Annotated in this window: 13 protein-coding genes and 1 pseudogene; 13 read left to right on the top strand and 1 reads right to left on the bottom strand. The window is 53.8% G+C overall.

Features of this window, described 5'->3' with window-relative positions; translation table 11 throughout:
• Positions 1-61 precede the first annotated feature (61 nt).
• Together fabB and IMQ48_RS00455 are read left to right on the top strand one after the other, a co-directional pair.
• Positions 62-1,282, top strand: coding sequence for a beta-ketoacyl-ACP synthase I (gene fabB / locus IMQ48_RS00460; RefSeq protein WP_196207472.1), 1,221 nt, complete (start codon positions 62-64; stop codon positions 1,280-1,282).
• Between the two features lie 230 nt (positions 1,283-1,512).
• Positions 1,513-2,675: pseudogene (locus IMQ48_RS00455) on the top strand (MFS transporter).
• Here IMQ48_RS00455 and flk read toward each other — a convergent pair.
• On the bottom strand, positions 2,672-3,679 hold the full coding sequence (flk, locus tag IMQ48_RS00450; protein ID WP_196207495.1) for a flagella biosynthesis regulator Flk: 1,008 nt from the start codon (positions 3,677-3,679) through the stop codon (positions 2,672-2,674). The pseudogene IMQ48_RS00455 and the gene flk sit on opposite strands and share 4 nt — an antisense overlap.
• A 108-nt stretch (positions 3,680-3,787) precedes the next feature.
• Between flk and pdxB the strand changes: the two genes are divergently transcribed.
• From pdxB to argT, 11 genes are all read left to right on the top strand, one after another.
• Positions 3,788-4,924, top strand: coding sequence for a 4-phosphoerythronate dehydrogenase PdxB (gene pdxB / locus IMQ48_RS00445; protein WP_196207471.1), 1,137 nt, complete (start codon positions 3,788-3,790; stop codon positions 4,922-4,924).
• A gap of 67 nt (positions 4,925-4,991) precedes the next feature.
• Positions 4,992-6,005: an aspartate-semialdehyde dehydrogenase gene (locus IMQ48_RS00440; protein ID WP_196207470.1), complete on the top strand. Its 1,014-nt coding sequence runs from the start codon at positions 4,992-4,994 to the stop codon at positions 6,003-6,005.
• Positions 6,005-6,817, top strand: a complete 813-nt coding sequence (gene truA, locus IMQ48_RS00435; RefSeq protein WP_196207469.1) for a tRNA pseudouridine(38-40) synthase TruA — start codon at positions 6,005-6,007, stop codon at positions 6,815-6,817. Before IMQ48_RS00440 ends, truA begins: the two co-directional genes overlap by 1 nt.
• A 24-nt stretch (positions 6,818-6,841) precedes the next feature.
• On the top strand, positions 6,842-7,501 hold the full coding sequence (locus IMQ48_RS00430; protein WP_196207468.1) for a DedA family protein: 660 nt from the start codon (positions 6,842-6,844) through the stop codon (positions 7,499-7,501).
• 149 nt (positions 7,502-7,650) lie between these two features.
• Positions 7,651-8,565: an acetyl-CoA carboxylase, carboxyltransferase subunit beta gene (gene accD, locus IMQ48_RS00425; RefSeq protein ID WP_196207467.1), complete on the top strand. Its 915-nt coding sequence runs from the start codon at positions 7,651-7,653 to the stop codon at positions 8,563-8,565.
• A gap of 263 nt (positions 8,566-8,828) precedes the next feature.
• A complete protein-coding gene (gene folC, locus IMQ48_RS00420; RefSeq protein ID WP_196207466.1) occupies positions 8,829-10,097 on the top strand; it encodes a bifunctional tetrahydrofolate synthase/dihydrofolate synthase in 1,269 nt (422 codons plus the stop codon).
• Positions 10,087-10,755 (top strand): cell division protein DedD, encoded by a 669-nt coding sequence (gene dedD, locus IMQ48_RS00415; protein ID WP_196207465.1) that lies wholly within the window; start codon positions 10,087-10,089, stop codon positions 10,753-10,755. The genes folC and dedD overlap by 11 nt, the downstream gene beginning before the upstream one ends.
• Positions 10,756-11,003: 248 nt before the next feature.
• Complete coding sequence (gene cvpA / locus IMQ48_RS00410) at positions 11,004-11,492, top strand: colicin V production protein (protein ID WP_096756345.1); 489 nt, start codon at positions 11,004-11,006, stop codon at positions 11,490-11,492.
• A gap of 33 nt (positions 11,493-11,525) precedes the next feature.
• Complete coding sequence (gene purF, locus IMQ48_RS00405; protein ID WP_096756346.1) at positions 11,526-13,043, top strand: amidophosphoribosyltransferase; 1,518 nt, start codon at positions 11,526-11,528, stop codon at positions 13,041-13,043.
• Positions 13,044-13,140: 97 nt separating this feature from the next.
• Positions 13,141-13,710 carry a UbiX family flavin prenyltransferase gene (locus IMQ48_RS00400; protein ID WP_196207464.1) on the top strand — a complete coding sequence of 190 codons (570 nt, stop codon included), beginning with the start codon at positions 13,141-13,143 and terminating at the stop codon, positions 13,708-13,710.
• Between the two features lie 287 nt (positions 13,711-13,997).
• Entirely contained in the window at positions 13,998-14,780 is a 783-nt protein-coding gene (argT, locus tag IMQ48_RS00395) for a lysine/arginine/ornithine ABC transporter substrate-binding protein ArgT (RefSeq protein WP_196207463.1), read from the top strand.
• Positions 14,781-14,847 lie beyond the last annotated feature (67 nt).

Raw genomic sequence — 14,847 nt, 5'->3', positions numbered from 1 at the left:
ACAAGTGTACGCTATTGTGCCACTCGAAACTTTAAAATAGTGCGACTTACAGAGGTATTGAATGAAACGTGCAGTGATTACTGGCTTGGGCATCGTTTCCAGCATTGGTAATAACCAGCAGGAAGTCCTGGCATCTCTGCGTGAAGGACGTTCAGGGATCACTTTCTCTCAGGAGCTGAAGGATTCCGGCATGCGTAGCCACGTTTGGGGCAACGTAAAACTGGATACCACTGGACTCATTGACCGTAAAGTTGTGCGCTTTATGAGCGACGCATCCATCTATGCATTCCTTTCTATGGAGCAGGCAGTGGCTGATGCCGGCCTCTCTGCAGAGGTTTACCAGAATAACCCGCGCGTTGGCCTGATCGCAGGTTCCGGCGGCGGCTCCCCACGTTTTCAGGTGTTCGGCGCTGACGCAATGCGTAGCCCGCGTGGTCTGAAAGCGGTTGGCCCGTATGTGGTCACAAAAGCGATGGGCTCTGGCGTTTCTGCTTGCCTCGCAACCCCGTTCAAAATCCACGGTGTGAACTACTCCATCAGCTCTGCCTGTGCGACATCTTCGCACTGTATCGGTAACGCGGTCGAGCAGATTCAGTTGGGCAAACAGGATATCGTTTTTGCTGGTGGCGGCGAAGAGCTGTGCTGGGAAATGGCCTGTGAGTTCGACGCCATGGGCGCACTGTCTACCAAATATAACGACTGCCCGGAAAAAGCATCCCGTACTTATGATGCGAACCGTGACGGTTTCGTTATCGCAGGCGGCGGCGGTATGGTTGTGGTTGAAGAGCTGGAACACGCTTTGGCTCGTGGTGCACATATCTACGCTGAAATCGTTGGCTACGGCGCAACGTCCGATGGCGCAGACATGGTGGCTCCATCAGGTGAAGGTGCAGTACGCTGCATGCAGATGGCGATGAACGGCGTAGATACGCCAATCGACTACCTGAACTCCCACGGTACCTCTACTCCGGTAGGCGACGTGAAAGAACTGGGCGCTATCCGTGAAGTCTTCGGCGACAACAGCCCGGCGATCTCCGCAACCAAAGCGATGACTGGCCACTCTCTGGGCGCGGCTGGCGTGCAGGAAGCTATCTACTCCCTGCTGATGCTGGAACACGGTTTTATCGCACCAAGCATCAACATCGAAGAGATGGACGAGCAGGCGGCGGGTCTGAACATCGTGACCGAGCCGACTGAAAAAGAGCTGACGACGGTCATGTCCAACAGCTTCGGCTTTGGCGGCACGAACGCCACGCTGGTTATGCGTAAGCTGAAAGCGTAAGAGATCAGGCCGGATCTGTTATCCGGTCCATGCTGTACAGCAAGGGGAGCCGCCAGGCTCCCTTTTTTATATCGTTGACAATCAATCTGGTTCACAGGCAGACTCCAGGTTCAACATTATCCTCATGATAATGCGTAAGCGTTTAATGTTATCCAACGCACCTTAATCCTGATCGTCAGGTAGAGGGGGCGTGGGCATTCCTCGCCTTACTCTGCATTCTGGAGTAACGCATGACAGCAGTAACCCAACAAGAAAAAACACCGTCGGCGAATGTGTCGCTGTTTCGTATCGCTTTTGCCGTTTTCCTGACCTATATGACGGTCGGGCTACCTTTACCCGTCATTCCTCTGTTTGTGCATCAGGAGCTGGGCTATGGCAACACCATGGTCGGCATTGCCGTGGGCATCCAGTTTCTGGCAACGGTTTTAACGCGTGGCTACGCAGGGCGCTTAGCCGATCAATACGGCGCCAAGCGTTCGGCGCTGCAGGGGATGTTTGCCTGCGCGTTGGCAGGGGCTGCATGGCTTTTGGCGGCACTGTTACCCGTTTCCGTGCCGGTGAAGTTTGCGTTGTTGATTGTTGGACGCCTGATCCTTGGCTTTGGTGAAAGCCAATTATTGACCGGCACCCTGACCTGGGGACTGGGGCTGGTTGGGCCAACACGTTCCGGCAAAGTGATGTCGTGGAACGGGATGGCGATTTACGGTGCGCTTGCTGTCGGTGCACCGTTGGGTCTGCTGATCCACAGCCATTTCGGCTTTGCAGCGCTGGCGGCAACCACCATGGCATTGCCGCTGCTGGCATGGGCATTCAACGGCACCGTGCGTAAAGTGCCCAACGTCCTTCGCTATGGAGCGTGGTCGGGCTTATCTGGAAACCGGGGCTGAGGTTAGCGCTGCAAGGTGTGGGCTTTGCGGTGATCGGCACGTTTATTTCACTCTATTTTGTCAGCAACGGCTGGACCATGGCTGGATTTACCCTGACCGCATTCGGTGGTGCGTTTGTGCTGATGCGCATTTTGTTTGGCTGGATGCCAGACCGGTTTGGCGGCGTGAGGGTGGCGGTGGTTTCTTTGCTGGTTGAAACCGTGGGGCTGCTGCTCTGGCAGGCGCCAACGGCCTGGATTGCGCTGCTGGGCGCAGCATTAACCGGGGCCGGGTGCTCGCTGATCTTCCCGGCGCTGGGGGTGGAAGTGGTGAAGCGTGTTCCAGCACAGGTGCGCGGTACCGCGCTCGGCGGTTACGCTGCATTTCAGGACATCTCCTACGGCATAAGCGGTCCTGTCGCGGGCGTTTTGGCCACCGCGTACGGCTATTCCTCGGTATTCCTTGCCGGGGCGATTTCCGCGGTGGTGGGGATTGTTGTGACGCTGCTGACTTTGCGTAAAGGCTAAACGACGAGCCAGAATATGGCTAATACAATCATCAGCGCCGCAAATAGTAATCCCGGTCGCGCCGCCAATGATTTAACGGTTTCAATCACTGGCGTGAACGGGCTGTAAATCGGTTGGAGGTGGCGCGGATCGCTTAATTCCTGCGCCCTGTCTCGCTCAACGCGGCGCAGGAATATTTGGTTGAGCAAATCCTGTATCTGCACGGTGGTCAGAATCGTTTGCGGTTGGATCTGATACGTTTGCTGCGCGTAGTCCTTGATGGCCGCAAGTTCATTTGGCTCTAACGGTTGCTTGAGCGCCGCCTGCAACGTTTGCAGCGTTGGGGCATTTTGCAGGCTCAACGTCTGGCGCGCCTGTAACCAGGTCACCAGGTGCGTAAACTGTTTTGCGGGGATCAGTTCACCGCTTTTTACCCCAGACAGTTCCAGCATCGATTGCCAGATCAGCTTGCCGGATTCTCCGGTAGCGGCCGCTAATTTTGTAACCAGCTGATTCAGCGTGTTGTGCTCGGCGGGTAGCAGAGGGCGAGCAGTTGCCGGACGTTGCTGCGGCTGCGGAATCGAAAGTTGCCCTTGTTGCAGCAGCGTTAGCACATTTTTCAGCTGCTCAGGCGTGAGCTGGTTGAGCGCTGTTTGTCCGTACTGTTGACGGATAAAATCGCTCACCGCCTGACGGTTATTTCCCTGACTCAGCAGCTCCGTAAGCTGCGCCAGTACCTGGCGATTGACATGCTTCTGCTGAGCAACACCAAGTCGTTGGGTCAGGTTTTGTTCTGCAGCAGGAAAGTGACGCGACTGTAACGGCGTATCACTTTTGACCCCCAGATCGTGCTTCATTCCGGCCCACACCTCAGCGCTCTGCTGTTGGGTAAGCGAAATCAGACGGGTAATCAGTCGTTCCAGCACGGTACGTTGTTGCGTGGATAACGGTTGTTCGCCCGCAACGGAAGGGGCTGTTGGACCTTCACCGGGAGGGCGCGCGGGCGTACCAGAAATGGGCTGCATCATCTCTATTCCTTAAATCTGTGCTAACCAGGTCTCGCAGTATGCCTGGCGGCGAGATTATGGCACACTTGCCCGGTTAACTCTCGTTCTCAAACAGGTGCGAAAGACGTGAAAATCCTCGTTGATGAAAATATGCCCTATGCCCGCGAACTGTTCAGTCGTTTGGGGGAGGTAAAAGCGGTTCCTGGTCGCCCGATTCCCGTCACAGAACTGGATGACGCGGACGCCTTAATGGTGCGCTCGGTGACGAAAGTCAATGAATCACTGCTTGGCGGTAAACCGGTTAAGTTTGTCGGGACGGCAACCGCTGGCACTGACCATGTGGATGAAGCCTGGCTTGTGCAGTCAGAGATTGGCTTCTCTGCCGCGCCCGGTTGTAATGCGATTGCGGTGGTCGAGTATGTCTTTTCAGCACTGCTGATGCTGGCGGAGCGCGATGGTTTTGCGTTAGCCGATCGCACCGTGGGGATTGTCGGCGTAGGTAATGTGGGCGCGCGTTTACAGGCGCGGCTGGAAGCATTAGGGATCCGCACATTACTGTGTGATCCGCCACGTGCCGACCGGGGAGACGAGGGAGATTTCCGCTCGCTGGACGAACTGGTTGAACATGCTGATATCCTGACCTTCCATACGCCGCTGTTTAAAGACGGTCCGTACAAAACACTGCATCTGGCCGATGAAGCGCTGATTAGCCGACTGAAGCCGGGCACCATCCTGATTAATGCCTGCCGTGGACCGGTTGTCGACAATACCGCGTTGCTGACCCGTCTTAATGCCGGGCAACGTCTGAACGTGGTGCTGGATGTCTGGGAGGGCGAGCCGGATCTGAACGTCGAACTGCTTGAGAAAGCGGATATTGGCACAGCACACATTGCGGGTTATACCCTCGAAGGGAAAGCGCGTGGGACTACGCAGGTTTTTGAGGCCTATAGCAAGTTTATTGGTCGTGAACAGCACGTTGCGCTGAGCACCTTGTTACCTGCACCGGAGTTTGGCCGCATCACGCTGCACGGCCCGTTGGATCAGCCAACGCTGAAAAGGCTGGTGCATTTAGTGTATGATGTGCGCCGCGATGATGCGCCGCTGCGCAAAGTCGCTGGAATTCCGGGTGAGTTTGATAAACTGCGTAAAAATTACCTTGAGCGCCGTGAATGGTCGTCTTTGTACGTTATGTGTGACGACGCCACTGCAGCTACCTTGTTATGTAAGCTGGGTTTTAACGCCGTTCATCACCCGGCACATTAATGTCTTCTTAATGCTCCCTGTCGAATAATACGACAGGGACGCTTACGTATTTCTGGAGTAAATCACCATGTCTGAAGGCTGGAATATTGCCATTCTGGGCGCAACGGGCGCCGTAGGCGAAGCCCTGCTCGAAACGCTGGCGGAACGCCAGTTCCCGGTCGGTGAGATTTATGCGCTGGCTCGTAATGAAAGTGCGGGTGAGCACCTGCGTTTTAACGGTAAATCAATAATCGTTCAGGATGTTGCTGACTTTGACTGGACTCAAGCGCAGCTGGCATTTTTTGTTGCGGGTGTGGAAGCAACCGCAGCGTGGGTAGAAGAAGCCACCAATGCGGGCTGCCTGGTGATTGACAGCAGCGGTCTGTTTGCGCTTGAGCCAGACGTCCCGCTGGTGGTACCTGACGTGAACCCGTTCGTACTGGCGGATTATCGCAATCGCAACGTGATTGCAGTCCCTGGCAGTCTGACCAGCCAACTGCTGTCTGCACTGAAGCCGCTGATTGACGATGGCGGCCTTTCTCGCATCACGGTGACCAATATTATTTCAGCTTCTGCCCATGGTAAAAAAGCGGTGGATGCGCTGGCCGGCCAGAGTGCGAAACTGCTTAATGGCATCCCGATTGATGACGACGATTTCTTTGGCCGTCAACTGGCGTTCAACATGCTGCCGTTGCTGCCGGACCGCGAAGGTAGCGTGCGTGAAGAGCGTCGTATCGTTGATGAAGTACGTAAAATTATGCAGGACGAGGGGCTGATGATCTCCGCCAGCATCGTACAGTCGCCGGTATTCTACGGTCATGCGCAGATGGTGGGCTTCGAAGCGCTACGTCCGCTGGCGGCAGAAGAAGCACGCGATGCATTTGAGCGCGGCGAAGACATTGTGCTGTCAGAAGCGACGGAGTTCCCGACTCAGGTCAGCGATGCGTCGGGTAGTCCGCATCTTTCGGTGGGCTGCGTGCACAATGATTACGGTATGCCAGAACAGGTACAGTTTTGGTCTGTAGCAGATAACGTACGCTTTGGCGGCGCGTTGATGGCGGTGAAAATCGCTGAAAAACTGGTGCAGGAGTATATGTACTAATGTATGACCTGCAACAACTGCCCGTCCATAAAATTGCGCTGGGTATTGAGTACGATGGCAGCAAATATTATGGCTGGCAGCGCCAGAACGAAGTTCGCAGCGTTCAGGAAAAGCTGGAAAAAGCGCTTTCGCAGGTCGCCAATGAACGCATCTCGGTATTTTGTGCCGGGCGCACTGATGCTGGCGTTCATGGAACGGGGCAGGTGGTACATTTTGAGACCACCGCGCAACGTAAAGATGCTGCATGGACACTCGGGGTAAATGCGAATTTACCTGGTGACATTGCCGTACGCTGGGTGAAAGCTGTACCGGATGATTTTCATGCACGGTTTAGCGCAACGGCTCGCCGTTATCGTTACATCATCTACAATCATCGGTTGCGCCCTGCTGTTCTGGGTAAAGGCGTGACGCATTACTATGAGCCGCTGGATGCTGAACGTATGCATCGCGCGGCTCAATGTCTGATTGGGGAGAATGATTTCACCTCGTTTCGGGCAATGCAGTGCCAGTCTCGCACACCGTGGCGTAACGTGATGCACATTAACGTGACGCGTCATGGTCCTTATGTGGTGGTTGATATTAAAGCGAATGCCTTTGTACATCATATGGTCAGGAATATTGTCGGCAGCCTGATGGAAGTAGGTGCCCACAACCAGTCGGAGAGCTGGATAGCAGAGTTGTTAGCGGCAAAGGACAGAACGCTGGCAGCGGCAACGGCGAAAGCGGAAGGGCTGTATCTGGTGGCGGTAGATTACCCCGACCGGTTTGACCTGCCAAAACCGCCGATGGGCCCGCTATTTCTGGCGGACTAATTTGAGTCGTATAAAGGCATAACTATGGAACTGATTTACTTTCTGATTGATTTTATCCTGCACATTGATGTGCACCTGGCGGAGCTGGTCGCGGAATATGGCGTCTGGGTATATGCCATTCTGTTTCTAATCCTGTTCTGTGAAACCGGGTTGGTGGTCACGCCGTTCCTGCCGGGAGATTCACTGCTGTTTGTTGCAGGCGCGCTTTCTGCACTGCCCACTAATGATTTAAATGTTCATCTGATGGTGGCGTTAATGATCGTGGCGGCAATCGTGGGTGATGCGGTGAACTACACTATCGGTCGAGTGTTTGGCGAAAGACTGTTCAGCAATCCGAACTCGAAAATTTTTCGTCGCAGCTACCTGGATAAAACCCATGCGTTCTATGAGCGTCATGGCGGTAAAACCATTATTCTGGCGCGATTTGTTCCGATCGTGCGTACATTTGCACCGTTTGTTGCCGGTATGGGACACATGTCCTACCGTCATTTCGCGATGTATAATGTGGTGGGTGCGCTGCTGTGGGTATTACTGTTCACCTACGCGGGCTATCTGTTTGGCGACCTGCCGGTGGTGCAGGAAAACCTGAAATTATTGATTGTGGCGATTATCGTCCTCTCCGTATTGCCTGGTGTTATCGAAATTATTCGCCACAAACGTGCGGCATCCAGGGCGCAAAAATAGAAAGTAACTCAGCGGTTCGACCACTTTTTTATCCAAAGTTTCGGGCTGTTATGTTTTAATGTGCAACATTCATGGTCTGTTGGGGGCAAAAATGGCATTATGCGCCCCTTATAACAAAGCTGACTAAGGTTCAGGCAGAAAGGTCACCAATGAGCTGGATTGAACGAATTAAAAGCAATATTACTCCCACCCGCAAGGCAAGCATTCCTGAAGGGGTGTGGACCAAGTGTGATAGCTGCGGTCAGGTATTATACCGTGCTGAGCTGGAACGTAATCTTGAGGTCTGTCCGAAGTGTGACCATCATATGCGCATGTCGGCGCGCAATCGCCTGCATAGCCTGTTAGATGAAGGTTCTCTTGTGGAGTTGGGTAGCGAGCTTGAGCCGAAAGACGTGCTGAAGTTTCGTGACTCCAAGAAGTACAAAGACAGACTGGCTTCCGCACAGAAAGAAACCGGTGAAAAAGATGCGCTGGTAGTAATGAAAGGCACGCTTCACGGTATGCCGGTCGTTGCAGCCGCATTCGAATTCGCGTTTATGGGCGGCTCCATGGGGTCTGTGGTGGGCGCACGTTTCGTCCGTGCCGTTGAGCAGGCGCTGGAAGACAACTGCCCGCTGATCTGCTTCTCCGCTTCCGGCGGGGCGCGTATGCAGGAAGCGCTGATGTCGCTGATGCAGATGGCCAAAACCTCTGCGGCGCTGGCAAAAATGCAGGAACGCGGTCTGCCGTACATCTCTGTACTGACCGACCCAACGATGGGCGGTGTTTCAGCAAGCTTTGCGATGCTGGGCGACCTCAACATTGCTGAACCGAAAGCACTGATCGGTTTTGCGGGGCCGCGCGTTATTGAGCAAACCGTACGTGAAAAACTGCCGCCGGGATTCCAGCGCAGTGAATTCCTGATTGAAAAAGGCGCTATTGATATGATCGTCCGCCGCCCGGAAATGCGCCTGAAACTGGCGAGCGTTCTGGCGAAGCTGATGAATCTTCCGGCGCCGAATCCGGATGAGCCGAGTGAAGGCGTAGTGGTACCTCCGGTACCCGATCAGGAATCAGAGGCCTGATAACTTACTCTATGGATTTCGCGTTGCAGGAAGACGGCAAGCGAGTGACAAAATCGTCAGGAACGAATTTGACCAGTCGTAGACTGGCCTACGGTGAGGAACAGGGATGTCTCTCATTAATCCCGATGAGCATACACAGGTAAGTGATTCGAGTTAGCGAGCACAGCCAACGCGCCTGCAACGTGAAAGACGATGAGTAGAAAAGGGCAGGCCGGTTGGCGCTGCCCTTTTGCTTTTATTAACGTAACGAGTTTACAGGCATCATGGACAATAAACGCATTCCCCAAGCCACGTCGCCCCTGGCGTCGTGGCTTTCTTATCTGGAAAACCTGCACAGTAAAACCATCGATCTCGGCCTTGAGCGCGTCAGTCAGGTCGCATGCAAACTGGGCGTGCTGAAACCCGCACCGTTTGTTTTCACGGTGGCGGGGACCAACGGTAAGGGTACGACCTGCTGTATGCTGGAATCTGTACTGACCGTGGCGGGATATAAAGTCGGGGTATACAGTTCTCCCCATCTGGTGCGCTACACGGAACGTGTTCGCGTGCAGGGGCGTGAACTCGCGGAATCTGCCCATACCGCCTCGTTTGCCGAGATTGAAGCCGCACGCGGTGATATTTCGCTGACCTATTTTGAATACGGTACGCTGTCGGCGCTGTGGTTGTTTAAGCAGGCTCAGCTTGACGTTGTGATTCTGGAAGTCGGCCTGGGTGGGCGTCTTGATGCTACCAATATCGTTGATGCTGATGTCGCTGTGGTCAGCAGTATTGCGCTTGACCATACTGACTGGCTGGGACCGGATCGCGAAAGTATTGGTCGTGAGAAGGCCGGGATCTTCCGTGCCGAAAAACCGGCCATTGTTGGTGAACCGGAGATGCCTTACACCATTGCCGATGTAGCACAAGAGACCGGGTCTATTTTGCAACGCTGTGGCGTCGACTGGCGCTATGCGGTGACGGAAAGCGACTGGTCCTTTACGGATAGTCACGGTACGCTGACGCATCTGCCGTTACCCCAGGTGCCGCAGCCTAACGCCGCTACCGCGCTGGCTGCGCTACGGGCCAGCGGACTTAAGGTTAGCGATCAGGCGATTCGCGAGGGGATTGAGCAAGCCATTTTGCCGGGGCGTTTCCAGATTGTGAGCGAGTCGCCGCGCGTTATTTTTGATGTCGCGCATAATCCTCATGCAGCAGAATATCTGACCGGGCGTCTGAAAAAGTTAGTGAAAAACGGGCGCGTGCTTGCGGTTATCGGTATGCTACACGATAAAGACATTGCTGGTACGTTGGCCTGGCTGAAAAGTGTGGTAAACGAGTGGTATTGTGCCCCCCTGGAAGGGCCGCGAGGCGCGACGGCAGAACAACTGCTGGAACACCTGGGAACAGGTGAAGCCTATGGTAGCGTGGCGCAGGCATGGCTTGCGGCGCTGGCAGATGCAAAACCAGAAGATACCGTGTTGGTGTGTGGATCGTTTCACACTGTCGCACATGTCATGGAAGTGATAGACGTGGGGAGAAGCGGTGGCGAGTAAGTTTCAGAATCGATTAGTCGGCACAATTGTGCTGGTTGCGCTCGGGGTGATTGTGCTTCCCGGGCTGCTTGACGGGCAGAAAAAACATTATCAGGATGAGTTCGCGGCGATTCCGTTGGTGCCTAAACCTGGCGATCGTGATGAGCCGGATATGATGCCTGCGGCAACGCAGGCGCTGCCGACGCAGCCGCCGGAAGGTGCTGCAGAGGAGGTGCGTGCGAGCGATGCCGCAGCGCCGTCGTTGGATCCGTCGCGCTTGCCGGTAGCTAACGGGGCGGACCTTGATCCTATTCCTGCGCCGGTCGAGCAACCTAAACCCAAGCCGAAGCAGCAACCGCAACCTGTTGTCGCTACACCTGCGCCAGCTCCAACTCCTGCACCGAAACCGGTTGTCGAAGACGCTCCGGCACCAACCGGCAAAGCGTATGTTGTGCAACTGGGTGCGCTGAAAAATGCGGACAAGGTCAATGAGATTGTAGGTAAACTTCGCGGTGCAGGTTTCCGGGTATTTACTTCACCGTCCACGCCAGTACAGGGTAAAATAACCCGTATTCTCGTTGGACCTGACGCTTCCAGAGATAAGCTGAAAAATTCGCTGGGCGAACTGCAGAAGATCTCCGGCTTGAGTGGGGTCGTGATGGGGTACAGCCCGAACTAAGTTAGGATTGCCTGCTCGCGACGCTTTGCGTTTTGTTAGGCCTACAGCGCTACGCTTATTTCAGCCGGATAAGGTGTTTTTACCGCTATCCGCCAGTGCCCAAAGAGGCAAAAAGTTAGATGGCGTTGAAGATTTTTTCAGCGCCATTTTTATTTACGCGTGGAAAGGAAATCCCTACGCAAACGTTTTCTTTTTCTGTTAGAATGCGCCCCGAACAGGACGACAGGGCGTAAAATCGTGGGACACATATGGTCTGGATTGATTACGCCATTATCGCGGTGATTGGTTTTTCCTGTCTGGTTAGCCTGATCCGTGGCTTTGTTCGTGAAGCATTATCGTTGGTGACTTGGGGTTGTGCTTTCTTTGTCGCCAGCCATTACTACACTTACCTGTCTGTCTGGTTTACGGGCTTTGAAGACGAACTGGTTCGAAATGGGATTGCTATCGCGATACTGTTTATCGCGACACTTATCGTCGGCGCTATCGTTAACTTTGTGATAGGCCAGCTGGTGGAGAAAACAGGTCTGTCGGGTACCGACAGGGTGTTGGGGATCTGCTTCGGTGCTCTGCGTGGAGCGTTGATCGTCGCCGCCATACTGTTCTTTCTTGATACGTTTACCGGTGTGTCGAAAAGTGAAGACTGGAGTAAGTCACAGCTGATCCCGCAGTTCAGTTTCATCATCAGATGGTTCTTTGACTATCTGCAAAGCTCGTCAAGTTTCTTGCCCAAAGTATAAATTTTGGGTCGTTGCTGAACGAGGAAAAGACGTATGTGCGGTATTGTCGGTATCGCCGGTGTTATGCCGGTAAACCAGTCGATTTATGACGCGTTAACGGTGCTCCAGCATCGTGGCCAGGATGCCGCTGGCATCATCACCATTGATGCCAACAACTGCTTCCGCTTGCGAAAAGCGAATGGAATGGTGAGCGATATTTTTGAAGCTCGCCATATGCAGCGTTTGCAGGGCAATATGGGCATCGGTCATGTGCGTTACCCAACGGCTGGCAGCTCCAGCGCCTCCGAAGCTCAACCTTTTTATGTCAACTCACCGTACGGTATCACGCTTGCCCACAACGGCAACCTGACCAACGCCCATGAGCTGCGTAAAAAGCTGTTTGAAGAAAAGCGCCGCCACATTAACACCACTTCCGATTCAGAAATCCTGCTGAATATTTTCGCCAGTGAGCTGGATAACTTCCGCCACTACCCGCTGGAAGCGGACAACATTTTTGCTGCGATCGCCGCGACGAACCGTCAGATCCGTGGCGCCTATGCTTGTGTGGCAATGATTATCGGCCACGGTATGGTTGCTTTCCGCGATCCGAACGGTATCCGCCCGCTGGTGCTGGGCAAACGCGATATTGGTGATGGTCGTACCGAGTATATGGTGGCCTCCGAAAGCGTGGCGCTGGACACCCTTGGCTTTGAATTCCTGCGCGACGTCGCACCTGGTGAAGCGGTATACATCACCGAAAAAGGCAACTTGTTTACGCGCCAGTGTGCGGATAATCCGGTCAGCAACCCGTGCCTGTTCGAGTACGTTTACTTTGCGCGCCCTGACTCCTTCATCGACAAGATTTCCGTCTACAGCGCCCGCGTAAATATGGGCACCAAGCTTGGCGAAAAAATTGCTCGTGAGTGGGAAGATCTGGACATCGACGTGGTGATCCCTATTCCGGAAACCTCGTGCGATATCGCGCTGGAAATTGCCCGGATTCTTGGCAAACCGTACCGTCAGGGCTTTGTGAAAAACCGCTATGTTGGCCGCACCTTTATCATGCCGGGCCAGCAACTGCGTCGTAAATCCGTGCGTCGTAAGCTGAATGCCAACCGTGCTGAATTCCGCGATAAGAACGTGCTGCTGGTGGACGACTCCATCGTGCGCGGAACCACCTCTGAACAGATTATCGAGATGGCGCGTGAAGCCGGGGCGAAGAAAGTGTATCTGGCTTCAGCTGCACCGGAAATTCGCTTCCCGAACGTCTACGGCATCGATATGCCCACGGCGACGGAGTTGATTGCTCATGGCCGCGAAGTTGATGAGATTCGCCAAATCATCGGCGCTGACGGTCTCATCTTCCAGGATCTGAACGATCTGATCGAAGCCGTCCGCGCAGAGAATCCGGATATTCAGCAGTTTGAATGCTCAGTGTTCAACGGCGTGTATGTCACTAAAGACGTTGACCAGCAGTACCTCGATTTCCTCGACTCCCTGCGCAATGACGACGCCAAAGCGGTCTTGCGTCAGAACGAAGCGGAAAATCTCGAGATGCACAACGAAGGGTAATGCTCACCTGTAAGCAAGGGCATGACCGGTGCCCTTGCTTGCAACTCCCCGCAAAATCCTGCAAAGTCAGCCCTTGAAACAACAAAGGGCTCTCACAGTGAAACGACTCATCATTGGTATTTCTGGCGCCAGCGGGGCAATTTATGGCGTGCGGCTGTTACAGGTTTTGCGTGACGTTGCCGATGTGGAAACCCATCTGGTGATGAGCGCGGCGGCGCGCCAGACCCTGGCGCTGGAAACCGACCTGTCCGTGCGCGACGTGCAGGCATTAGCCAATGTGAATCACGACGCGCGTGATATCGCCGCCAGCATTTCATCTGGTTCGTTCCAGACGGCAGGGATGGTCATTCTTCCTTGTTCCATTAAAACGCTCTCCGGTATCGTCCACAGTTATACCGATGGGCTGCTGACCCGGGCGGCTGACGTGGTATTGAAAGAGCGTCGTCCGCTGGTGCTGTGCGTGCGTGAAACACCGCTACATCTGGGGCATCTGCGACTGATGACCCAGGCGGCAGAAATAGGCGCGGTAATTATGCCGCCGGTTCCGGCGTTTTATCATCGTCCCCAGACGCTTGATGATGTGATTAATCAAACGGTTAATCGCGTACTCGACCAGTTTGATATCTCCCTTCCGCAAGATCTGTTTACCCGCTGGCAGGGGGCATAAGCCGCTCCGCCTGCGTGCATATCTGCATGCGCTGCCCTGTTTCAGGGCAATTTTGTAACCGCGATCATATCCTCAACATTTAATTCGTTAAAACTCAACGAAACGCTGCGGTTCAACCGTCATACCTGCTATCTTCAAAATCAGGACAATATTGCAACGTTTTATTAACATATTTAACGTCGAATATCCTCATCGACGCGAAAATGGCATAAGACCTGCATGAAAAAGTCTGCAAACACACAACACAACGTAAAACATAATAAAATTATGCCACTTGAGGGTTATGTATGAAGAAGACGGTACTTGCTTTGTCTTTGCTGGTAGGACTTTCCGCCACCGCGGCCAGCTACGCAGCACTTCCGCAGACAGTTCGTATTGGTACAGATACCACCTACGCCCCTTTTTCCTCTAAAGATGCTAAGGGTGATTTTATCGGGTTTGATATCGATCTCGGTAATGAGATGTGTAAGCGTATGCAGATCAAATGTACCTGGGTTGCCAGTGACTTTGATGCGCTGATCCCCTCTCTGAAAGCGAAGAAAATCGATGCCATTATCTCCTCGCTGTCTATTACCGAAAAGCGCCAGCAAGAAATCGCGTTCTCAGACAAACTTTACGCCGCAGACTCACGTCTGATTGCTGCGAAGGGGTCCCCGATCCAACCGACCCTTGATTCGCTGAAGGGAAAACATGTTGGCGTACTGCAAGGCTCAACTCAGGAGGCCTATGCTAATGATACCTGGCGCAGCAAAGGCGTAGATGTGGTGGCCTATGCGAACCAGGATCTTATCTATTCTGACCTGACGGCAGGACGTCTGGATGCCGCGTTGCAGGATGAAGTTGCGGCCAGCGAAGGGTTCCTGAAACAGCCTGCGGGTAAGGACTACGATTTTGCGGGTCCTTCGGTAAAAGACAAAAAGTACTTTGGTGACGGAACCGGGATTGGCTTACGCAAAGATGACGCAGAGCTGAAAGCGGCCTTTGATAAAGCGCTCGGCGAACTGCGTCAGGATGGTACCTACGACAAAATGGCGAAAAAGTACTTTACCTTTAATGTCTACGGCGACTGATACGCCAATATGGGAATCGATTACACCGTAACGGGGAACGATTACGGTGCATGATGTAAGCAGCGCA

This window comes from Citrobacter sp. Res13-Sevr-PEB04-36, assembly GCF_015672735.1.
In the GTDB taxonomy this organism is placed as follows: domain Bacteria; phylum Pseudomonadota; class Gammaproteobacteria; order Enterobacterales; family Enterobacteriaceae; genus Citrobacter.
The sequence above is the reverse complement of the archived record's forward strand: the minus strand, read 5'-3'. Positions and strand labels throughout refer to the sequence as shown.

Bases quoted from the DNA above. Each gene is read 5' to 3' on its own strand.
- folC (WP_196207466.1), top strand. From the start codon at position 8,829: ATGGACAATAAACGCATTCCCCAAGCCACGTCGCCCCTGGCGTCGTGG.
- fabB (WP_196207472.1), top strand. From the start codon at position 62: ATGAAACGTGCAGTGATTACTGGCTTGGGCATCGTTTCCAGCATTGGT.
- IMQ48_RS00430 (WP_196207468.1), top strand. From the start codon at position 6,842: ATGGAACTGATTTACTTTCTGATTGATTTTATCCTGCACATTGATGTG.
- truA (WP_196207469.1), top strand. From the start codon at position 6,005: ATGTATGACCTGCAACAACTGCCCGTCCATAAAATTGCGCTGGGTATT.
- accD (WP_196207467.1), top strand. From the start codon at position 7,651: ATGAGCTGGATTGAACGAATTAAAAGCAATATTACTCCCACCCGCAAG.
- IMQ48_RS00440 (WP_196207470.1), top strand. From the start codon at position 4,992: ATGTCTGAAGGCTGGAATATTGCCATTCTGGGCGCAACGGGCGCCGTA.
- flk (WP_196207495.1), bottom strand. From the start codon at position 3,679: ATGCAGCCCATTTCTGGTACGCCCGCGCGCCCTCCCGGTGAAGGTCCA.
- argT (WP_196207463.1), top strand. From the start codon at position 13,998: ATGAAGAAGACGGTACTTGCTTTGTCTTTGCTGGTAGGACTTTCCGCC.
- purF (WP_096756346.1), top strand. From the start codon at position 11,526: ATGTGCGGTATTGTCGGTATCGCCGGTGTTATGCCGGTAAACCAGTCG.
- cvpA (WP_096756345.1), top strand. From the start codon at position 11,004: ATGGTCTGGATTGATTACGCCATTATCGCGGTGATTGGTTTTTCCTGT.